The 21,895-nt window shown below is 49.2% G+C and carries 19 protein-coding genes; 5 read left to right on the top strand and 14 right to left on the bottom strand.

Annotated elements, in window-relative coordinates:
• Positions 1-59: 59 nt before the first annotated feature.
• The 3 genes from AC4EVX_RS11485 to AC4EVX_RS11475 all read right to left on the bottom strand — a co-directional run bounded on the left by AC4EVX_RS11485 (position 60) and on the right by AC4EVX_RS11475 (position 3,955).
• Positions 60-1,421, bottom strand: a complete 1,362-nt coding sequence (locus AC4EVX_RS11485; RefSeq protein ID WP_490160253.1) for an MATE family efflux transporter — start codon at positions 1,419-1,421, stop codon at positions 60-62.
• Between the two features lie 152 nt (positions 1,422-1,573).
• Positions 1,574-2,452, bottom strand: coding sequence for a diguanylate cyclase (locus AC4EVX_RS11480; RefSeq protein WP_177976606.1), 879 nt, complete (start codon positions 2,450-2,452; stop codon positions 1,574-1,576).
• A gap of 222 nt (positions 2,453-2,674) precedes the next feature.
• Positions 2,675-3,955, bottom strand: a complete 1,281-nt coding sequence (locus AC4EVX_RS11475) for a serine hydrolase (RefSeq protein WP_177976605.1) — start codon at positions 3,953-3,955, stop codon at positions 2,675-2,677.
• Positions 3,956-4,286: 331 nt separating this feature from the next.
• On the opposite strand from AC4EVX_RS11475, the gene AC4EVX_RS11470 reads away from it, so the two are divergent.
• From AC4EVX_RS11470 to AC4EVX_RS11455, 4 genes are all read left to right on the top strand, one after another.
• Positions 4,287-5,711 (top strand): polysaccharide deacetylase family protein, encoded by a 1,425-nt coding sequence (locus AC4EVX_RS11470; protein WP_177976604.1) that lies wholly within the window; start codon positions 4,287-4,289, stop codon positions 5,709-5,711.
• A 192-nt stretch (positions 5,712-5,903) separates the two neighbouring features.
• Positions 5,904-6,866 (top strand): LysR substrate-binding domain-containing protein, encoded by a 963-nt coding sequence (locus AC4EVX_RS11465; protein WP_177976603.1) that lies wholly within the window; start codon positions 5,904-5,906, stop codon positions 6,864-6,866.
• Positions 6,863-7,834, top strand: a complete 972-nt coding sequence (locus AC4EVX_RS11460; protein ID WP_177976602.1) for a LysR substrate-binding domain-containing protein — start codon at positions 6,863-6,865, stop codon at positions 7,832-7,834. The genes AC4EVX_RS11465 and AC4EVX_RS11460 overlap by 4 nt, the downstream gene beginning before the upstream one ends.
• A 206-nt stretch (positions 7,835-8,040) precedes the next feature.
• A complete protein-coding gene (locus AC4EVX_RS11455; RefSeq protein WP_177976601.1) occupies positions 8,041-8,820 on the top strand; it encodes an N-acetylmuramoyl-L-alanine amidase in 780 nt (259 codons plus the stop codon).
• A gap of 186 nt (positions 8,821-9,006) precedes the next feature.
• Here AC4EVX_RS11455 and AC4EVX_RS11450 read toward each other — a convergent pair whose 3' ends face one another.
• The 4 genes from AC4EVX_RS11450 to glnA all read right to left on the bottom strand — a co-directional run bounded on the left by AC4EVX_RS11450 (position 9,007) and on the right by glnA (position 12,493).
• Positions 9,007-9,447, bottom strand: coding sequence for an Lrp/AsnC family transcriptional regulator (locus AC4EVX_RS11450; protein WP_177976600.1), 441 nt, complete (start codon positions 9,445-9,447; stop codon positions 9,007-9,009).
• A gap of 276 nt (positions 9,448-9,723) precedes the next feature.
• Positions 9,724-10,536, bottom strand: a complete 813-nt coding sequence (gene dapF, locus AC4EVX_RS11445; protein WP_177976599.1) for a diaminopimelate epimerase — start codon at positions 10,534-10,536, stop codon at positions 9,724-9,726.
• 17 nt (positions 10,537-10,553) lie between these two features.
• Positions 10,554-11,102 carry an ANTAR domain-containing response regulator gene (locus AC4EVX_RS11440; RefSeq protein ID WP_177976598.1) on the bottom strand — a complete coding sequence of 183 codons (549 nt, stop codon included), beginning with the start codon at positions 11,100-11,102 and terminating at the stop codon, positions 10,554-10,556.
• A gap of 50 nt (positions 11,103-11,152) precedes the next feature.
• A complete protein-coding gene (gene glnA, locus AC4EVX_RS11435) occupies positions 11,153-12,493 on the bottom strand; it encodes a type I glutamate--ammonia ligase (protein WP_490160252.1) in 1,341 nt (446 codons plus the stop codon).
• Between the two features lie 425 nt (positions 12,494-12,918).
• On the opposite strand from glnA, the gene AC4EVX_RS11430 reads away from it, so the two are divergent.
• Entirely contained in the window at positions 12,919-14,238 is a 1,320-nt protein-coding gene (locus AC4EVX_RS11430) for a Na+/H+ antiporter NhaC family protein (RefSeq protein ID WP_490160251.1), read from the top strand.
• A 39-nt stretch (positions 14,239-14,277) separates the two neighbouring features.
• On the opposite strand, the gene AC4EVX_RS11425 is transcribed toward AC4EVX_RS11430, so the two are convergent.
• The 7 genes from AC4EVX_RS11425 to thrS form a co-directional block, all read right to left on the bottom strand.
• The gene (locus tag AC4EVX_RS11425; RefSeq protein ID WP_490160250.1) at positions 14,278-16,146 is read right to left on the bottom strand and encodes a heavy metal translocating P-type ATPase; all 1,869 of its coding nucleotides are present in this window, start codon (positions 16,144-16,146) and stop codon (positions 14,278-14,280) included.
• 93 nt (positions 16,147-16,239) lie between these two features.
• Positions 16,240-16,464 (bottom strand): cation transporter, encoded by a 225-nt coding sequence (locus AC4EVX_RS11420; RefSeq protein ID WP_177977022.1) that lies wholly within the window; start codon positions 16,462-16,464, stop codon positions 16,240-16,242.
• A gap of 191 nt (positions 16,465-16,655) precedes the next feature.
• Positions 16,656-17,042 carry a metalloregulator ArsR/SmtB family transcription factor gene (locus AC4EVX_RS11415; protein WP_177977021.1) on the bottom strand — a complete coding sequence of 129 codons (387 nt, stop codon included), beginning with the start codon at positions 17,040-17,042 and terminating at the stop codon, positions 16,656-16,658.
• A gap of 358 nt (positions 17,043-17,400) precedes the next feature.
• Positions 17,401-18,798 carry a magnesium transporter gene (mgtE, locus tag AC4EVX_RS11410; protein ID WP_490160249.1) on the bottom strand — a complete coding sequence of 466 codons (1,398 nt, stop codon included), beginning with the start codon at positions 18,796-18,798 and terminating at the stop codon, positions 17,401-17,403.
• 60 nt (positions 18,799-18,858) lie between these two features.
• Positions 18,859-19,026, bottom strand: a complete 168-nt coding sequence (locus AC4EVX_RS11405; RefSeq protein WP_177977019.1) for a hypothetical protein — start codon at positions 19,024-19,026, stop codon at positions 18,859-18,861.
• 254 nt (positions 19,027-19,280) lie between these two features.
• A complete protein-coding gene (locus AC4EVX_RS11400) occupies positions 19,281-19,592 on the bottom strand; it encodes a DUF1540 domain-containing protein (protein ID WP_177977018.1) in 312 nt (103 codons plus the stop codon).
• 171 nt (positions 19,593-19,763) lie between these two features.
• The gene (gene thrS, locus AC4EVX_RS11395) at positions 19,764-21,701 is read right to left on the bottom strand and encodes a threonine--tRNA ligase (protein WP_308450742.1); all 1,938 of its coding nucleotides are present in this window, start codon (positions 21,699-21,701) and stop codon (positions 19,764-19,766) included.
• Positions 21,702-21,895 lie beyond the last annotated feature (194 nt).

The following is a 21,895-nucleotide window of genomic DNA, read 5'->3' as shown; positions in this document are numbered from 1 at the left end:
CTTTATGATTCTTATTGTTTTTCTTCGTTCCTATTTTTTCTTCGTTCCTATTGCTTTTTTTAGATCTGCTTTGCGAGTTTCTCCTCGGCACTCTTTAACCAGTCTACCTTAAAGAAATAAATCGCCATTCCGATCGCACAGATCACCCAGGTGATCGGCCATCCTGCCATCACAACCATCAGATTGTGAGTTCTCGGAACTGAAATTGCCAGATAGATCTGACGAAGCACAACAAAACTTGCAAGCATGAAATACATCGGAATGCTCGACTTTCCAACTCCACGAAGCGCTCCACTCAAAATCTGGACAACCGGCAGAGAAATGTATGCATAAGAGAAGAGATGCAGCATCGCACCACCATTTGCAATAACCGCTTCATCACTTGTAAAGAAGCGCACAAGATCTTCGCCCTTTAAATTCATCACGAAACATCCGACGAGAATCACCGACGAGCACATCAGCCATGCTGAGAAAATGCCTTTCTTCACTCGATCGCTCCGACGCGCTCCGATATTCTGACCCACAAACGTCGTGATTGTCATATTGAAGCTCTGAAGCACGAGCTGAAGGAAACCATCGATTCGGATTGTCGTGGAATATCCCGCAATCGCCGCAGCTCCAAAACTGTTGATGTAGGACTGCACAATGACATTGGAAAACGCCGTGATACTCTGCTGAAGAGCCGCCGGAAAACCGATCTCGACAATTCGCTTTACCACTGCCTTGTGAAAGCGGATCTTTCTCCACTCCACCCGGTAATCTTCTTTTGCACACACAAGCTGACGCATGACGAGAAACGAACTGAACGCCTGAGCAATCAGAGTACCAAGAGCGACTCCCGCAACTCCAAGTTTTGCCCCGCAGACAAGAACAAAATCAAGAATGATATTTGTGATACTTGCCACAGCCAAGTAAATAAGAGGATTTCTCGAATCGCCGACTGCACGCAGGATTCCAGCTCCCATATTATAGAAGAGTGCAAATGTGATTCCTGCAAAATAGATCGTCAGATAGAGCGTTGAATGAGGAAGAACCTCCTCCGGAACTCCGATCGCTTTGAGAAGCGGTCTTGTCACAGAAATTCCGACAACTGTAAAAAGAATGCTGAGCACACCGGTCAGCCAGAGTGCACTGTGAACCGCCTGACTTAATTCTTCCTTCTTTTTTGCACCGAATGACTGCGAAATCACAACACCGGCGCCGGCGGAAAGTCCCATAAAAAATCCCACCAACATATTGATGACGGACGCAGATGCTCCGACCGCAGCCAGCGCATTCGTATCCACAAAGTTTCCCACAACATAAGAGTCTGCCGTGTTATATAACTGCTGAAACAGATTTCCGATAAGAAGAGGGATCGCAAACACCAGCATCGACTGGACGATCCCTCCCTCGATCAGATCAGATTTATTCTTCTGCACCTTCATCGCTTCCCTTCTCTTTTGTCTCTCCGATCTGTCACTTATTTTTATTGCTTATCTATTTTTATTACTTATTTACTCATTTGCTTCTTTCTATCACCTTATTCTTTTTATCGCTTCATTCATTACTTATTTATCACTTACTTCATTGCCTATTTTTTCCCGCGTTTCATCTCATACATGTTCCGGTCAGCTTCGTTAAACAGACGGTGAATGCTCTCCTCCGTCCCGTCAAAGCAGTGATCTTCCGCAATTCCGAAATCAACCCTTGCCAAAATTCCATGCCCGTCTTCCAACTTGCTCTTTGCCATTAACTTTGCCGAGATGACATGCATCTTCTTCTCCGCCCAGTAATGCGGACAATTCTTTAGGACAAGCAAAAACTCATCTCCACCAATCCGAATAATCAAATCGGTCTTTCTCAGACTTGATTTTATTGTCTCGGCAACACGCCGGAGGATGCGATCTCCCGCCTCATGACCGTGTTCATCGTTGATACGCTTAAATTTCCGCAGATCTGCAACAACGAAGGTAATCCGCTCATTCAAAAATTCTGGCACAAATACGCGCTCATCGAACACTCTGCGACTATAAACACCAGTCATAGAATCAAAATATGCCCGATCGGCTTCCGCTTCCATCTCCTCCAACTTCATTCCATCCGTCAGTGTCTTATATACAGAGAAATCCGTCTTCTCTTCCAACAGCTCCAGGCAGAATCTTCCGTCTTCTCCATTTTCTCTCTGCATCACAATCGAAACCGTCATCACACGGAAAATCCGGTCGTGAATCCACTCAAACCGACAGGTTTTCCTGTTTGCATAACAATTCTGCACATGCTCGCATGACTCTGCATCCATCCCATAACGGCAGGGACCATCATCTACTGATTTTCCCTCTCTGTCAATCCGAATTTGCCGGCAGTTCTCCGTATCTATCAGCCTGACACGATCAAAATACATATTTCCGAACTCCATGCAAATCTGCACTTCCTGCATGTTCGCATGCATGACTTCATCTTCAAACTTCACCGTTTTTTCTCCAAACTTTCCTCCACTTATCCTACTGCGTCTCACTCCGCTCCCTTTCGCCCCGACAGACGCATTATCTTTCTCGAAAATTCTCTTTTTATAGTAACATTCCCCTGCCTGAAAGTCAATATCCACGAACCGCTGCTGCCATAGAGTTCCCCTACATTTATATCATTATACATAAGTAGAAACGTTCCGATCTGACGGATCGAGTTCTTCGGATTATTCTGCTGATTCCACTTGTTCGGATTGCTTTGATTGCTCTCTTTGTCCGGTCTGTTCCGATTGATCGGGTTTCGTGCGACAAAACTGCATAAATTTTTGGATCACACGCCCGAGACTGTCTGTGTATCCGGCGCGCTCCATCCCTGCGTCCGTCAAAATTCCGACTTCCCCCATCACCTTTCCGTTCAACTCATAGCGCAAAACTCCGACTCGCTCTCCCTTCTCGACCGGTGCCTCGATCTCCTCCGGAATCTGAAGTTTTTTCTCCACCGCCGAGAAGTCCTCCCCGTCCATTCCAAGATAGGAAAATTCGCCTTCATAGACCAGCGGAATCGCATCTTCTTTTCCGCCCCGCACGGGAATGCTCGCAAGCTCCGGCATCTCTGTATCCCGGTAGAGCTTGCAGTTTGCATATCCATAGTTTAACAGCGTCCGCGCATCTGCAAAACGGGTCTTATAATCAGGCGCTGCCATGACCACTGCGATCAGCTCGACCCCATCCTTCTCTGCTGTCGCGACAACACAGTATTTTGCCAGAGAGGTAGAACCTGTCTTTAAGCCGGTCACCCGGAAATCAACTGCCATTTTCAAGAGTTTGTTCGTGTTTGCAAGACCAAATTCCTTTGTCCCCTGTTTTGTCACATGGGTAATATTTTCCATCCAGATCGTCGAATACTGCTGAATCTGAGGGTAACGCGTGATCAGTTCCCGCGACATCAGCGCAATATCCCGCGCAGTCGTCAGATGCTCTGGATCTTCCGTCAGTCCACAGCAGTCCACAAAATGCGTATTCGTCATGCCAAGCCCCTTGGCGCGCTCATTCATCCGCTTAACAAACTCCTCCTCTGTTCCCGCAATGTACTCCGCCATCGCCACCGATGCATCGTTTCCCGACGCAATGACAATGCATTTGATCAGGGTCTCCACGGTCTGAATCTCGCCCTCCTCGAGAAACACCTGAGATCCTCCCATTGCTTTCGCCCGCGCACTCGTCACAACCTCATCCTCAAGTCGAATTTTCCCGGATGCAAGTGCATCAAAAATCAGAATCAGCGTCATCACCTTCGTCACACTCGCCGGACTCCTCCTCTGATCCGCATCCTTCTCATAAATAACCTGACCACTCGATGCCTCCATCAAAATCACACTTGGAGCTGAGACGTTTGCGATGCTCTCTTCCCCCTGCCCCGCAGACACCGGAAAGAGAATCACATTTCCCGTCAACACCAGAACCAGACTCCAAACAATCAGAAAACGGAACCGCCAAACCTGTCTCATTCAACCCTTCTCTCAATCCGCTTACTCTCTTTGTTTTCAGTCTATGGAAAGTGCGATCATCTTATGATTTCAGTAATCTTTTAGTTTCAAGACAAGAAGTGGTGAAATTAAGAATTTTATTCGTTATACAATCACTCTTTTTTCGCATTTATTTATGGGATTGTAAGAATTCCCCATATAGCCTTTTTTGCCGGATTATGATATGATAAAGGTACTTCCAAACTGTAAGAAACAGATGTGTCGATCTCCATCAAGAAACCGTTTGGAAAGCACAAAAATCAAATACCCGGGACGACTTTGGGGATCGTTTCGGAAGAAATGAGGGATCAGAATGGATCATTTTGAGTACATACGGGCAGACAATCGCAGACGGAAAAACCGACACAGACGCGGTCCAATTATCGGGGGCTGTGTATTACTCGTCGGCATCTGCTGTGCAGGTGCTATATTTTTTGCCGGAAAAATGAAAAATAATGGAAATGGAAACGGTGAAAACTCCATCGTTATCGGGGCAGACTCGAATGAAGCTACCTCCTCCGACGCGACAAATGAGACCGATGAGGCTGTCTCTGTCGAGACGACACAGGAGTCCCTCCTTGAGCAGGCAAGTGCGCTTGCGACTGGCTATGACTACGACGGTGCAATCGCACTTCTCTCAGACAGCGCCTACGCTGGCGACCCTGCTGTGCAGGAGGCGATTGCCGGTTATGAGAACACGAAATCAACCCTCGTACAGGTCGATGTCAACACCGTGACTCACGTTTTCTTTCACACCTTGGTCTGGGACACCGCCAAAGCCTTTGACGGGGACAGCCGGACTGCCGGTTACAATCAGGTAATGACGACGGTCGACGAGTTCAACAAGATCATTCAGACGATGTACGACGAGGGATACGTCCTTGTCCGTCTTCACGATCTCGCCTACGAGACAACAGACGAGAACGGAAATCCGGTGATGAAACCGGGCACGATCATGCTTCCGGAAGGCAAGATTCCGTTCGTAATGTCCCAGGATGACCTGTGTTACTATCCTTACATGGACGGGGATGGATTTGCAAGCCGGATTATCATCGGGGATGACGGCAAGCCGACCTGTGAGATGAAGATGGACGACGGCTCCACGACGACCGGATCGTTCGATCTCGTTCCGATTCTCGAGGACTTTATCGGCGAACATCCGGACTTCTCGTACAAGGGCGCGCGCGCGGTTCTCGCCTTCACCGGCTATGAGGGCATCCTCGGCTACCGCACTTCTTCCTCCTATGCAGAGACCTCTCCGACTTACGAGCAGGACCGCGAGGAAGCCACAAAGGTTGCACAGTGCCTGCGCGATCAGGGCTGGGAGCTTGCCTCCCACAGCTGGGGACATTTGAATCTCGGAACGGTTGACTATGAGCGTTTCAAGACTGACACCGACAAGTGGGAAAACGAGGTCGAGTCTCTGATCGGACCGACCGACATCATCCTCTTCCCGTTTGGCGCGGATGTCGGAGACTGGCATCCGTACACGAACGAAAATGAGCGTTTCAACTACCTGCACAGCGTCGGTTTCCGCTATTTCTGCACCGTAGACTCCACAAAAGCCTGGGTTCAGTTCGGTCAGGACTATTTCCGTCAGGGCAGACGAAACCTTGACGGTTACCGGATGTGGAAAGATATCACCGCTGAAGATCCGTCGACGAGAAAGCTCGACGATCTTTTCCAGGCAGAGAATGTCTTTGATTCCGCCCGCCCGACCCCGGTTCCGGAGATGTAACAGCCGTTCACGGACCGAAGGAAAATATCATTCAAGCCAAACAAAATCCTTAACTTGACATGTGATACAAGAACGCAAAACAGCTACCCGGTCAGATTCTCTCAAAGGAATCCAGCCGGATAGCTGTTTTCTTCTCCTTCAACGCCTACGGGCAGTGGGTTTTCTCCTACGACAACCGAAAGGAGTTTATTTATGAATACAAAGCAATACAACTATCTGATCACGATCGCCTCCTGCCAGGGAATCTCCGCCGCATCGGAAAGGCTCGGGATCTCGCAGGCAGCTCTGAGCAAATTTCTCGCAGAACAGGAACGGATCCTCGGCGTCAAACTTTTTGTCCGCTACCGGAAACACATGTACCCGACTCCGGCAGGAAAGCTCTATCTCGATGCCGCCCAGAACATCCTCACCGTCAAGAACAGTACACTTCAGACAATCAACCGTCTGACTCACGGAATCTCAGATCCGATCCGCATCGCCTCGACGCCGTACCGCGGAGCAGAGCTTTTCAGCCGGGTTTTCAGCCGCTTTTCCTCCCTCTTCCCGACAGTTGATCTGTCTCTCAGCGAGATTTACTCCTCCCATCAGGAAGAAGAGATCCACCGCAGCCACGTCGACTTTGCCTTCGGGGTCAACCTTCACTCAAGTTACTCCGATGTCTGCAATCTGCCCGTCTGCCGGGAGGAACTCGTCCTTGCGGTTCCCTCCTTCCACCCGCTCGCGCATCTCGCAGACCCTAACCAGCTCGTCTCAATCCCGATTCAGGCGTTCCGGGACACCCCGTTCATCCTTCCCGGTCAGAAAAACAACATTCGAATCGTGGCAGAAAAACTCTTCCAATCCGCTGGTTTTGCCCCGGTCATCGCCTTTGAATCCGGAAACGGAATGACCGTGGATGCAATGATCCGAAAGGGTGCCGGCGTGGGCTTCATCTCAAGCCGTTACGTAAAGCCGACTCCGGAACTTGCATATTTCCGTCTCGACCCGCCCTGTTTCGAGATCTCCTATCTGCGCTACAAGAGCGGAAGACTCCTGACGGACGTGGAGCGGTGCCTGCTCGGCATTTTGATCGAAGAGCGGCTAAAAACACCTTCTCAGGAGCTGATTCCTGGTCCTGAGATCGAATCATTCTTGAAGGAGGTTCCGCAGCTGTGAGCAAAGAAAAACAGAATCCGAATTCGTTTCCCGATTCTCCGGTCAATCCGGAGGAAATCAATTTTGACACGAAGACACTCCGCTACATCGTGGCGATCGTCGATCAGGGCGGTCTCTCAAACGCCGCGGAGAGTCTCTTTCTCTCCCAGCCGGCTCTCTCCCGCTATCTAAAAGGAGTCGAGGACACGCTCGGGACACCGATCTTCTATCGGAAGCACAACCGCCTGATTCTCACAAATGCCGGGAAGATTTTCATAAATGGCGTCCGCAGTATGCTTCACATTGAGCAGGATGTCCTAAACCGCCTCCATGCGAGCAAACTCGACCGCAAGACGACGCTGACGATCGCCGTTCAGAATCTCTTTGCGCGCTTTCTCGAAGAGACTGTTCACCCGATGATCCAGAGACAGTTTCCGGATGTGACGCTCCACTTAAATGTCTGCAGCGGCGACCGCGTAAAAAGCCTCGTCAGTGACGGAACCGTGGATCTCGGCTTCTTTATGGGAAACCCATCTGAAACCCCCTATTTTGCCCAGGAATGTCTCTTCACCTCCGAACTTGTCTTCTATGCAGCCCCGCAGTCTCCGGGGCTTGCAGAAAGCCAGAGAAACGGTTTCCGTCTCCGAAACTTTGCGGATGAGTCGATGATGATGAGCCTTGAAAATACCTTCCTGTCGCAGATCCAGACACGGCTCTTACAGGAAAATGGCATCTCCTCCCCGAAAATCATCACCCGAGGGCGCTTGAATGTCCTTCTCGACCTGATCCGTCTCGGCTACGGAAATGTGATTCTGCCGAGGGAGGCCTCCCACTTTTCGTCGGACCATCTCTTTTCCTTCGATCCGCCGGAATCATACAGCTGCATCGCCGCGTGGTGCCAGGACCGCACACTCTCTCCGCTCGCACAGAGCTATCTTGAGTCTGCACGGACGACTTTTCCCTCTTTTGCGGAATTCTCTGAAATGTAGATGTAATGCCAAGATGCATGGCATGTTAGCAGATTTTGGCAAAGTGAGGGATCGGACAGGAAGAAAAATCATGGAAAAAATTTTTCACCGTAACAAGAACAATCCTTCTGTACATATCGTAAGATAAGTCTATAAGTATAATAAGTGTGATGAGATTCGCGTCCGAACAGGATGAAATGCACTCTCGGACAGGAAAGGAGTTTCCATTGGCAGAGCAAAATAGAATTATCATTGACAGCGGACATGGCGGTGCCGATCCCGGCGCCGTCTATGAAAATCGGCAGGAAAAAGACGATAACCTTGCGCTTGCACTCGCCGTCGGTCAGATTTTAAGTGAGCGCGGAATCCCTGTCGGCTACACAAGGGTGACGGATGTCTACCAGACTCCACAGGAAAAGGCGGAAATCGCAAACAGATGGGGAGCCGACTACTTCATCTCCATTCACCGCAACGCAATGCCAGAGCCCGGAACCGCCTCCGGAATCATGAGCCTGATCTATCAGAACGGCGGGCCGGCGGAACTGATGGCACAAAATATCAACTCACAGCTTGAGAATGCCGGATACCGAAATCTCGGAATTTCCGAGCGCCCCGGACTGATTGTGCTGCGAAAAACACGAATGCCCGCAGTCCTCATAGAGGCTGGCTTCCTCGATAATGAAGCCGACAACCAGTACTTTGACCAGAACTTTGAGAAGACCGCCCAGGCAATCGCAGACGGCATTCTGGAAACTTTAGCTAAAGAGAGCGAATCGCCGGAATATTACCAGATTCAAGTCGGCGTCTACCGGAACCGCGCAAATGCCGAGAGACAGCTGCGTGAACTGACTGCAAAGGGCTATCCCGCCTTCCTCGTCGCCGAAAACGGTCTCTACAAGGTGCGCGTCGGTGCCTACTTAAATCTTGACAACGCTGCCTGGATGGAAAAAACACTCCGCGCAGACGGTTATCCGACCGTTCTGGTGAAAGAAAAAGCCGTCTCCTAATGCCCATAAAGTTGAAAAAGTTTCTGGCATACAAAACAAAAAACCGGCTATCGGGGAAACATAACCATTTCCCTGCGATAACCGGTTTTCTCTCAAGATTTCACTCTCAAAAACTCAAATATTGGAAATCTGCATCGCAATGCAGATCCCAAATCCAATAAAGATTGTCAAAGTGATTCCTATCAATTACGCTTCCTCCACATCAACCCCGCGCGGTCCCACATGCGTCGAGAACACGATCTGCGTGCTCGTCTTTCCGTATTTCTGAAGCTGTCCGATAAAGATATCGAGTTCCATCGTGCTCTGGAATGCCACCTTGAGCAGCATGGAATATGCTCCCGTCACACAGTTGCACTCAAGCACATTTGGAATATTTTCTGCGTAGGCATAAAACTTCGGCTTGTCCTCTGGCATCACATCCAGATTGATGAAAGCGATAATGTGATATCCCAGCTTCATCGGATCTACGAGCGCATGATAACCGGCAATCACGCCATCTTTCTCCAGCTTCTCAATCCGGGCGGAAACCGCCGGTGAAGAGAGAAATGTACTCTCTGCAATCGTTTTCAACGATACTCTTGCATTCTCCTGAAGCAGTTTTAAAATCTTTCTGTCAATGTCATCCATTTCTCTTATCCTCCCTGTTATCGCTTTGTGTTTCCAGAATTCTTTTCTCAGATTTCAAACATCTTTCAAACGCCATCAAAAGTCTCAGAAAATCCTCTGTAAAACGAAAAAAAGGCGTCCAAACCATTGGGTTTGAACGCCTTCGCTCTCATTCGGATCTCTATCACTTTTTTATATTAGGTATCATAAACGTTTCTTAACGGATTGTCAATCAGAAATTTTACAAACAAAAGTTTATCTCTTTTCGCTCTCTTTCGTCAATTTGCCAAAAAATTATTACATCAGCGCATCAAGATCAATCTCACCGTTAAAGACCTCAACTGCCGGACCGGTCATAAACACATGGCCGCTCTCGCGGTCCCAGCGGATCTGAAGATTTCCGCCCCTCAGCTGGACTTCGACCTCATCCTCGACAAGGCCATGCATCATGCTTGCGACTGCACACGCGGTCGCACCCGTTCCGCACGCCCAGGTCTCCCCGCTTCCGCGCTCCCAGACACGCATCTGCACATGCTCCCGGTCAATCACGCGGACAAACTCCGAGTTCACGCGATCCGGGAAACGCTCATGGTTCTCAAAATCCGGTCCGATCTTCTCGAGATCTAAACCGTCCACATCCTCGACATAATAGATTGCATGCGGATTTCCGACACTGATTCCGGTGAACTCAAGATCCTGTCCATTCACATGAATCTTCTCCGGAAGCTCACTCGTCAGCTCCGGAACTCCCATATCGACCGTGACTGCGACAACTTTTCCGTTTTCTGAGGTCATACTGAGATGCTTGATTCCTGCCTTCGTCTCGACATCGATCTCAAGGCTGTCCACAATTCCGTGATCGTAGGCATATTTTCCGACACAGCGGATTCCGTTTCCGCACATGGCGCCCTCACTGCCATCCTCATTGAACATGCGCATCCGGCAGTCTGCGATCTCAGACGGACAAATCATGATCAGACCGTCCGATCCGATTCCAAAATGGCGGTCGCTCACAAACCTTGATACTGCATTTGGATCGTCAATCTTCTCCTCGAACGCATTCACATATACATAATCATTTCCGATGCCCTGCATCTTTGTAAATTTCATAAACCTTTTCTCCTGCCCTATACATTAATTAGACTGATCACCATCTGTGCAGTCTCGATCAGATTCGTTCCGCTGTCCATGCTGCATTTCTGTATGTAACGATGAGCCTCCTCCTCGGTCATGTTGTTGCGCTCCATAAGAAGACTCTTTGCCTGATCAATCACGCGCTGTTCTTCCCCACTGCGCTGTTTGGGTTGCTGTCTCTGCTTTCTTCGACGTCTCGTCTGCGCCTGAACCATCATCTCCAGCGTATCCACCAGATCATGTACTTTCATCGGCATCGGAAGACAGACGATGTCCTCTGGCATACTCGTCGCCCACTTGCTCGGTGAGGAGATCATCAACATCGAAAAATCTTTCGGCATGTACTCATAAAGCTCCGTAAAGAGCATGTCCGTCAGTCGATAGCCACACACAATGATCCCGCTACTCAGATCCTCCGTCAACGAAAGTGCCTGAGCACCGGATGTGCAGGCAGAGTTCACCTGAAATCCGTTTCTCACGAGTATATTTTTAATATTCTTGGCATCCTCCGGTTTGGAGAAAGCAACGATCACATTTGCCAACCTCTCTCACCTCCAGGGCAGAAACTTTTCTGAATGGATATCTATCTCTCTTAAAACTTGTACAGATATTCCTCTACTTCCCAGTCTGTCACCTCGGCGCGGAACTTCTTCCACTCCTCCGCCTTAGCTTCCAGATATTTCGTATAAATATGATTTCCAAGAAGATTTTTCGCAAATTCACTTCCCTCAAAGTGTTCCAGTGCTTCCCCGAGTGTCTCCGGAAGCTGATCGATATGATGCTCTGCCATCTCTTCATCTGACATCGCAAAGATGTTTGTATCCACGCTCGGCGGTGGGGTCAGATTGTTGCGGATTCCCTCAAGACCGGCGGACAGACACGCTGCCAGTGCCAGATACGGGTTCACTGCCGAATCCGGGCAACGCAGTTCAATGCGGGTGCTCTCCCCTCTCGAGGACGGGATGCGGATCATCGTACTGCGGTTTGCGGATGCCGACCATGCCACATAGACCGGAGCATCGTAGCCCGGCACAAGGCGCTTATAGGAGTTGACAAGCGGATTGGTCAGCACAGTCATCTCCTTGATGTGCTTTAAGATTCCTGCCATAAACTGATAGGCAACCTTGCTCAGTCCCAGTCTGTCCGACGGATCTGCGAAGGCATTCGTGCCATCTGACAGATTTGCCAAAGACATGTTGATGTGCATGCCGGAACCATTGACACCTGCCTTCGGCTTCGGCATAAAGGTCGCATGCAGTCCATGACGCTTCGCAATTGACTTGACCGCCATCTTAAACGTCATAATGTTGTCCGCTGCGGTCAGACCGTCCATATACTCCAAATCGATCTCATGCTGAGCCGGTGCAAGCTCATGGTGGGAGGCCTCAACGCCAAATCCCATCTCCTCAAGATTCAGCACAATGTCACGGCGCACATTCTCTGCCATGTCGATCGGAGCGACATCAAAGTAACCTGCCATCTCATGCGTCTGCGTCGTCGGTCTTCCGTTGTCATCCGTGTGGAAGAGAAAGAACTCACACTCCGGACCGACATGGAACGCATATCCCATGTCCTCGGCCTCCTTGAGCACCCGCTTCAGCACATATCTCGGATCACCCTCAAACGGCTCTCTGTTCGGGCGGTAGACATCACACATCAGGCGTGCAACCTTTCCCTGCTGGGGTCTCCATGGAAATATCTCAAATGTATCTAAATCCGGATACAGATACATATCCGATTCTTCAATCCGGACAAAACCTTCAATTGCGGAACCGTCGAACATGCATCGATTCTCCAGTGCTTTCGGCAACTGACTGGCGGTGATGGCTACGTTTTTCAGCATACCGAAAATATCAGTAAACTGTAAACGGATGAATTCGACGTCCTCTTCTTCTACGAGACGGATGATGTCATCCTTATTATACTTGCTCATCGTTTTTCTCCTTTTCTTTGCATGGGTTTCGGACTGCCCTTCCGTCCCCCGATATGCAAAGGAGGGCGTGAATTCGATCATCTGGGCAGACGATCCCCTTTTCATGCAACACCCTCGTTCCATGTTCAAATAATAACAGGCAAAGAAAGCTTTGTCAATGTGCGAAACTTAACAACTCTTCCTCTTATTTGTCATAATTTTCAGCCAATCGCACTTTATTGTCATCGTTTACTCGCGACACAACCTATATTCAGAGTAGATATACCCTTCCTGAGTTCAAGTCGACGCAAGCATCCTCTTCTCCCGGCTTGTCGGAACTTTTCGTTTATGATACAATAAATGAATTGCTTCGAAATTTATTAACTTTATTAACCGATACCTTAACTAATATCTTTTTTTAACACATTATGGGGGGTTTATCATCTATGAAAAACAAGAAACTTTCTGCCCTGCTCCCGATTGCGGTCTTTCTCGTCTTCTATCTGGGGCTTGGAATTTTCTCGGAATACATTATGAAAATTCCGATGGGCTTCTACAACATTCCGATCGTCGTCGCCTTTCTGCTCGCGATCCTGACTGCCTGTCTCCAGAACCGAAAAATTTCGTTTGACCGCAAACTCGAACTCATGGCGCAGGGAGTCGGAGACAAGAATATCATCACGATGCTCCTGATCTTTCTGACCGCCGGAACTTTCGTAGGTGTCGTCGGGCGAAGCAGTGCCGAGAGTGTCGCCTACCTGATGCTCTCCCTGATTCCGGCGCGCTTCTCCGTCGCCGTCCTCTTTGTCGTTGCCTGCTTTGTGTCGACCTCGATGGGAACTTCAGTCGGAACGATCACACTTCTCGTCCCGATTGCAACCGCAGTCGCTGAGACTTCAGGATTTTCTCTTGCGCTGTGCACGGCATCCGTGATGGGCGGAGCAATGTTCGGGGACAATCTCTCATTCATCTCAGACACGACGATCGCCGCCTGCAACGGTCAGGGATGTGCGATGAAGGACAAGTTTCGCGAGAACTTCGGAATCGCGCTCCCCTCCGCAGTTTCCTCGCTGATTCTGATTCTCATCGTGTCCTTCCGTCAGGACCCGGGAACATCGATCAGCCATTCCTACAACCTGATTCAGATGATTCCCTACCTTCTCGTGCTTCTCGGCGGAATTGCGGGAATTCAGGTCTTTCTCGTGCTCTTAACCGGCATCGTCTCCGGCGCGCTGATCATGCTCGGAACCGGACAGACGACACCGTGGGAGATGCTCTCCAACATGGGATCGGGCACTTCCGGAATGTTTGAGACCTGCATGGTCGCGATTCTCGTCTCCGCAATGTGTGCACTGATCCGCGAAAACGGCGGTTTTGACGTTCTGCTTGAGACCATCCACAAGATCTTCCGTGGAAGAAAGGGCGGACAGCTCGGCATCGGTCTTCTCGTCGCCCTGCTCGACATTGCAACGGCAAACAACACCGTCGCGATCGTCATGGCAAATCCGATCGCAAAGGAGATGTCCGAGGACTACGGCATCAGCCCTCGGAAGACAGCCTCCCTGCTCGACACGTTTTCGTGCATCTCTCAGGGCATCATCCCCTACGGCGCACAGATGCTTGTCGCGATCTCTGCTGTGCACGAACTCGGCTATGAGCTCTCTGCGTTTGAGATCATTCCCTGCCTCTTCTATCCGTCGATGCTGTTCATCAGCTCGATGATTTTTATTTTTCTTCTGCCGGAGAAGGCGGTAAAAACACAATAAAAAGAAATAAAAAGGCGAAAGCTTAATTAACTTTCTCTCTTAATCTTCTCTCTTGTAGGAGAGCGCACGGATCGCATTGAGGATCGCGAGAACCGAGACACCGACATCTCCGAACACTGCTGCCCACATCGAAGCATATCCGAGAGCGACGAGAATCAGCACAAGTACCTTGACACCGATCGCAAACAGGATGTTCTGGCGAACAATTCCGACCGTCTTGGATGCAATCAGAATCGCGTCCACAATTTTCGACGGCTCATCATCCATGATGACGACATCCGCTGCCTCGACCGCAGCATCCGAACCGATTCCACCCATCGCGATGCCGACATCGGCGCGCGCAAGTACCGGAGCATCATTGATTCCGTCTCCGACAAATGCGAGCGTCTTTCCGGGTGCTTTTTTGCTGAGAAGTTCTTCCACCTTCTTGACCTTATCGCCCGGGAGAAGATTTCCGTAAACCTCATCGAGTCCAAGACTCTCTCCGACTTTTCGTCCGACCTCCTCGCGGTCTCCGGTCAGCATCACAAGTTTCTTGACTCCGTGACGGCGCAGACCCTCAAGTGCCTTCGGCACATCCGGACGAATCGAATCAGAGATCACGATTGCGCCGAGATACTGATTTGTCTCTGCGAGATAAAGCGTTGTTCCAAGCAGAGCCGTCGGCTGTTCGACGACAGCCCCACATGCCTTCATCAACTTCTGGTTTCCGATGTAGAGATCTCTCCAGACTCCATCTTTCTCGATCTGAGCATGGATACCCTGACCGGAAATCTCCTCGACACTGCCAATCCGCGCGGTATCGACTTCTTTGCCATACGCCTTCTTGATCGAGAGCGCAATCGGGTGATTTGAGTGATGTTCTGCAAGGACTGCAAGCTCGAGAAGCTCCTCCCTCGTCATGCGAACCGAGGAGATCTCGCTGACCTCAAACTGTCCGGTTGTCAGTGTTCCCGTCTTATCAAACACAACGGTGTCGAGACTTCCGACTGCCTCAAGATAGTTGCTTCCCTTCATCAGGATACCATTTTTAGAGGCGGAGCCGAGACCGCCAAAGAAACTAAGCGGAACGGAAATCACAAGCGCACACGGACACGATACAACAAGGAAACTGCATGCGCGGTATACCCAGGTGCTCCATCCACCGCCGAGAAGAATCGGCGGAATCACCGCAAGAATCACCGCAAGAACGACAACGATCGGCGTGTAGACTCTCGCAAACCGCGTGATAAAGGCTTCTGCCTTCGCCTTTCTCGAGCTTGCATTCTCGACAAGTTCAAGAATCTTGGAAACCGTCGAATCATCAAAGAGTTTCGTCGTCTCGACCTCAAGCACTCCGCTCAGATTGATCGATCCACTGACAACTGCCTGACCTTCTGCGACCTCAACCGGCATCGACTCACCTGTCAGCGCCTTCGTGTCGAGCGTCGAATTTCCCTTTCTGACAATGCCGTCAAGCGGAACTTTCTCGCCCGGGCGAATCACAATCGTGTCACCGACCTCAACCTCATACGGATCAACCTGCTCCTCCTGTCCATCTCTCAGGAGGTTCGCATACTCCGGATTAATGTCCATCAGATCTGTGATCGACTTTCTCGACTTGTTGACCGCATAATCGTTGAAGAGCTCTCCGATCTGATAAAACAGCATAACCGCCACAGCTTCCTCGAGGGAGCCGACAATGATCGCTCCAATTGTCGCCACCGACATCAGGAAGTTCTCATCGAAAACCTCTCCCTTTGTGATGTTTCGGCAGGCACGCAGAGGAATGTCATATCCGGCAAAGAGATACGCCACAAGAAACGGAATCCACGAAAATGCAGACCGTTTTTCCAGAATCAGCGCCAGAATGAAAAATACGGCGCTGGCACTAAGCCTCGTTACCATCTTTTTCTGTTTTTTTGTCATCACAGCCATCCTTTCTTTCCGGCGCTCTCCGGAAATCTGTCTGAAATTCCCATACCATTTCCTATGCCATCAGGCGTGGTTTTTAATCGAATCTTAGCGCAAAACCTTGAACTCTGCCTCCGGCTCAATCTTGTCTGCAATCTTTCTTGCACCCTCAACAACCTGATCTTCCATTCCGTCCTCAGCCTCAATCACAAGACGCTGGGTCATAAAACTTAAAGATGCCTCCTTGACACCATCGAGCTTCTTAACACCCTCCTCAATCTTTGCAGCACAGTTTGCACAGCACAGTCCCTCAAGTTTGATGATCTTCTTCATGATTTTGTCTCCTTTTCTTTTTCTTTGCTTTCTTTTTTCTTTCTTCTTGCTTTTTTAGCTTTTCTTTTAGCTTTGTTTATTTGCAACTGTTCCGTTCATTCGTCCGTCCCAGTTACGATCTGTTTAAATCAACGCCCGCAAAGATTTTGCGTGCGATTCGATTCAGCTCTGTTGGCATCTTCAAAATTTCTCTACTCGCTGATATGTTCCATACCCTGAGCCAGAATCGTCTGAATATGCGCATCTGCCAACCTGTAAAAAACGGTCTTTCCCTCCCTGCGAAAGGACACCAGTCTCATCTGCTTTAAGGTTCTGAGCTGATGAGAGATTGCCGATTGTCCCATTTGCAGAAGGGTCGCAATGTCACAGACACACATCTCAGACTGGCTGAGCACATACAGGATCTTGATTCTCGTCGAATCTCCAAAAATCTTAAAAAACTCAGACAGATCAAGAAGCTCCTGCTCATCCGGCATCACACGCTCCACCTTTTCCACAATCGCTTCATGGACGTGCATGAATTCACAGGTTCCCTCTTCCACTTCTTCTTCAATCCTTGCTTTCTCTTCTCTGGTCATCAAAACCTCCGTTTCTTTCCCATTTTGTATTCCTATGATCGCTTCGACTCTCCATGATTTTCCAACATTCTCTGTCTTCTATTCTATCCCCTGATCGTTCTCGTCTCGCCTAAATCGCTTTCATATGAATATCTGTTCATATGTTTATATTACCACATTTTCATTCTTTGTCAAGTGGTTGGACGCAAAAAAAGAGAAGAGAGAAACCATTTTTCTCAGTTTCCCAACTTCTCCTCTTTCTTTCGTATCTTTTTCTTTTTGTATGTTTTTTTTGACTGTTGATCTATCAAAATCGCAGAGTACCACGCCTGACCAACTGGATCAGACGTGGTAATTCATTTCCTCATCAACTTCTTTATCAACCTGCTAAATGCATCATCTCAATCAGGAAAATCCAGCTCAGACCATAGTAAGAAATAACTGCAACAAGGTCGTTGATTGTCGTGATCAACGGACCAGACGCAACTGCCGGGTCTACGTGAATCTTCTTGAAAAAGAGCGGAATCAGCGTGCCGACTGCGCCGGAAATCAGCATTGCGAGCACAAGTGCCAGACCAATACATCCTGATACCGCATAGGCAAAGGCAAACGTCTTTCCCTTAAAGAATACAATGTAAAGTCCAATCACCGAGAACGAGAGAACACCGAGAATCATACCGTTTGAGAACGCGATTCGCATCTCTTTCCACACAAGCTCCAGCTTCTGACGCACAGTCAGGGACTCATCCATCAGAACGCGGATCGTGACAGCCAGAGACTGGGTGCCGACGTTTCCTGCCATGTCCAGAATCAGAGACTGGAAGCACATGATCAGCGGAAGCTGACTCACCACATTCTCAAACAAGCCTACCACCGATGATACCAACATACCGAGGACAAGAAGAATCAGAAGCCACGGCAGACGTTTTTTCATACTCTCCTTAAGCGGTTCCTTGAGATCTTCCTCCGCGGTCAAACCTGCGAGTTTTGCGTAATCTTCTCCCATCTCATCATCAACAAGTTCTACGATGCTCTGGGAGGTAATGACTCCGAGAAGACGGTTGCTGTTGTCCAGAACCGGGATGGAGTCCTCCGAATAATCCTTCAGTTTTTCGATACAGTCATCAATCGCCTCATGACCGTACACATACGGGTAAGACGTGACAATCAAATCCTCAAGCGGTGCTTCCGGCGGTGCTGTGAGCAGATCTCTTAAATCCATCGCGCCGTAAAACGTGTGGTCGTCTGTGACCATAAACAGCGTTGAGATGTTGTCATTCTTCCCTGCCTGGCTGACGAGGCTTCCCATCGCCTGTCTGGCGGTCAGATTTTCCCGGATCACGATGCAGTTTGTCGTCATCCAGCTACCGATCTCTTCCTCGTCAAAGGAAGCGATCACTGCGACGCTCTTTCTCGCATCATCATCCATGAGCTCAATCAGAAGTGCCCGCTTCTCCTTCGGCTCCATTTTCAGAACATCGACAACCGCATCCGTCTCCATTCCGGAGAGGATGGATGCTGCCTTCTTGATGTCCATCTCATTTAAATATCCGGCCGCCTCACGCTCATCGATGTGCTCGAAGATATCCGAGATCATGTCCGTATCGAGAACACGACAGACCTTCTGTCGCTCCACCACTGTCAATTTCGGAAAGACTTCTGCCAGATCATTCTCATGGTAGTCTTCAAGCTGTCCGCGCAGAACACCCGGTGATGCATTTCCCCGGATAATTTCCAGGATTTCGGACTTGTAATCTTCCTGTACTTTATTTTCCATGTTAGATCCCCCTTATTCAGTTTTTGATGCAGTACTCCTGAAGTCTTCTCTTTTCTTCCATTATTTATTTTTGAAAACTTCACACTGCGCTTGCAAACAGGGACGAATTCCGAACAGGATCAGAAAATCAGAGCAAATCGATGGACGCACTTCTGGCGTCTTTTTGATATGCAAAGAAACAGAATAGACTGCCGTCTGTTTCCGATCCTGTGCTTCTACTTCGTCCATGACTGTCGCCGTCCATTCTGTTCACCTACCTTTATCTTAGAATTTTTAGAATTTCCTGCCATCTTAACAGGATTTTAGCGGGTATCCCAAAAACACCCTGCTACATTATAGTCTACTTCCATCTAAAAGTAAACTTGAAAATACAACTTTTTTTCTCTTTAAAAAAATTTAATGATTTGAAATGATAAAAAGAAAAAAGGTTATGCCCCCACATTTGCATGAGTCTGCATAACCTTTTTAATTTCTGTTAAGTCTTACATTTTAAAGCTCGCACACAGCGTCTGGTCTGCACTCGTCGCATAGTCGCCGGTGATTCCGATGTGATCTGCCATACAGCGATGTCCCTCATTGTACATACATTTTACCGCCTCACAGCTGATCTCGAGCTTTTTCTCCGGAGTCTGGAAGACATTCGTGAAACTGCCCTCCTTTTTCTCGTCAAAACTGCAACAGCAGGTCTCCTCTTTCGTGCTTGCATCCTGACCGTCCACGACGATCGCCTGACGGCAACAGCAGTGGTCGGAATTGTGCAGACAGTTTGTGACAGAACATTCAAGTTTCGTCATAATAAATGCATACCTCCTTGATCCAAAAATAATGATGATCTGGCATCAGGAATAGTATGCATCTATTTAAAAAACTTATTCTATTATCAAGACTTTTTTCTCAAAAAATCATGACCGCTCATCGTCTGGTTGTGGGCTTAGTCTGATTCTGATCTCAGTCTGATTCCGATCTTACTTGTTCTCAGTGACAACCTCTACCTTGCGGTTCTCCTTGCGCTCGATCTCGCCCTGAATGTCAGACAAGAAGTCTGCAAGGCTCTTCTGACCCTCATCGCCCTTGAAACGGCTACGAACAGCTACGAGGTTATTCTCCTCCTCCTTCTGTCCAACAACCAGCATGTACGGGATCTTGTTCTTCTGAGCCTCACGGATCTTGTAACCGATCTTCTCGGAACGAGTGTCAAGCTCTGCACGGATACCAGCCTCATCGAGCTCTGCCTTTACCTTCTGTGCATAGTCAAGATACTTGTCGGAGATCGGCAGTACCTTTACCTGTACCGGAGCCAGCCAGGTCGGGAATGCACCTGCAAAGTGCTCGATCAGGATACCGATGAAACGCTCGATCGAACCGAATACAACGCGGTGGATCATGATCGGACGATGCTTCTCTCCATCTGCACCGATGTACTCAAGCTCAAATCTCTGCGGAAGCTGGAAGTCAAGCTGGATCGTACCACACTGCCAGGTACGTCCGATTGCATCTACCAGATGGAAGTCAATCTTCGGTCCGTAGAATGCGCCGTCGCCCTCGTTGACTACATAGTCAAGACCAAGCTCGTCGAGTGCATTTCTCAGGCCGTCGGTTGCTACCTCCCAGTCCTCATCGCTTCCCATACTGTCTTCCGGTCTTGTGGACAGCTCTACATAATATTTGAAGCCAAACAGCTTATAAACGCTGTCGATCAGGTTTGCTACACCCTTGATCTCATCCTTGATCTGCTCCGGGGTCATGAAAATGTGTGCATCATCCTGGGTGAAGCAGCGAACACGCATCAGACCGTGAAGCTGACCGGATTTCTCATGACGATGAACGAGACCAAGCTCACCCATACGCAGAGGAAGATCGCGGTAGGAACGCGGCTCAGAAGCGTAAACCAGAACACCACCCGGACAGTTCATCGGCTTGATTGCGTAATCTTCACCGTCGATCACAGTCGTGTACATGTTCTCCTTGTAGTGATCCCAGTGACCGGAAGTCTCCCACAGGCTACGGTTCAAGATAACCGGGGTAGAAATCTCAACATATCCGGCCTTCTTGTGGATCTGTCTCCAGTAGTCAAGCAGAACGTTCTTCAGCACCATGCCCTTCGGCAGGAAGAACGGGAATCCCGGACCAGCCTCGTGCATCATAAACAGACCAAGCTCCTTGCCCAGCTTTCTGTGGTCACGCTTCTTTGCTTCCTCCATCATCGTGATGTAAGCCTCAAGCTCTTCCTTCTTTGCGAAAGCAGTTGCATAGATTCTGGTCAACATCTTGTTGTGCTCATCGCCTCTCCAGTAAGCACCGGCAATGCTCATCAGCTTGAATGCCTTGCCGATTTCCTTCGTGCTTGCCAGATGCGGACCTGCACACAGATCGGTGAACTCTCCCTGACGATAGAAGCTGATCGTCTCGCCCTCCGGCAGATCCTCAATCAGCTCTACCTTGTATGGCTCCTCTTTCTCCTTCATCAGAGCGATTGCCTCTTCTCTCGGAAGCTCAAAGCGTTCCAACGGCAGAGCCTCTTTCACGATCTTCTTCATCTCTGCCTCGATCTTGCCAAGGTCATCAGATGTGATCGGGGTCTCGAAATCGATATCATAGTAGAAACCATCTGCGATAGACGGACCGATTGCCAGCTTGGCGCTCGGGTACAGACGCTTGATTGCCTGAGCCATCACATGGCTTGCGGTGTGGCGCAGGGTGGACAGACCGCCTGCATCCTTTGCAGTCAGGATGTTCAGAGCGCAATCCTTATCAAGAACGGTGCGCAGGTCTACAATCTCTCCGTCAACCTCTCCTGCACATGCTACTCTTGCAAGACCCTCGCTCAGATCTTTTGCTACGTCCAGAACGGACATCGGCTGTGCATACTCTTTTACACTTCCATCTTTCAATGTAACCTTCATGATTCTGACTCCTTCTTCTAAATCTTTTTTCACGAGAGCGTTTCACGGACCACTCTTTTTACGGACTGCCCGAAAACTCTCCCTTTGAATCTTCTCAAATTGTGTGAAGCTATTGTGTGAAAACGCAATTTCCTATCATATAAAAAAGAATGTGCCTTGGCACATTCTCGCGCCGAGGCGCGGTTGCTTCAGCA

The organism is Brotaphodocola sp., assembly GCF_983179755.1.
The sequence above is the reverse complement of the archived record's forward strand: the minus strand, read 5'-3'. Positions and strand labels throughout refer to the sequence as shown.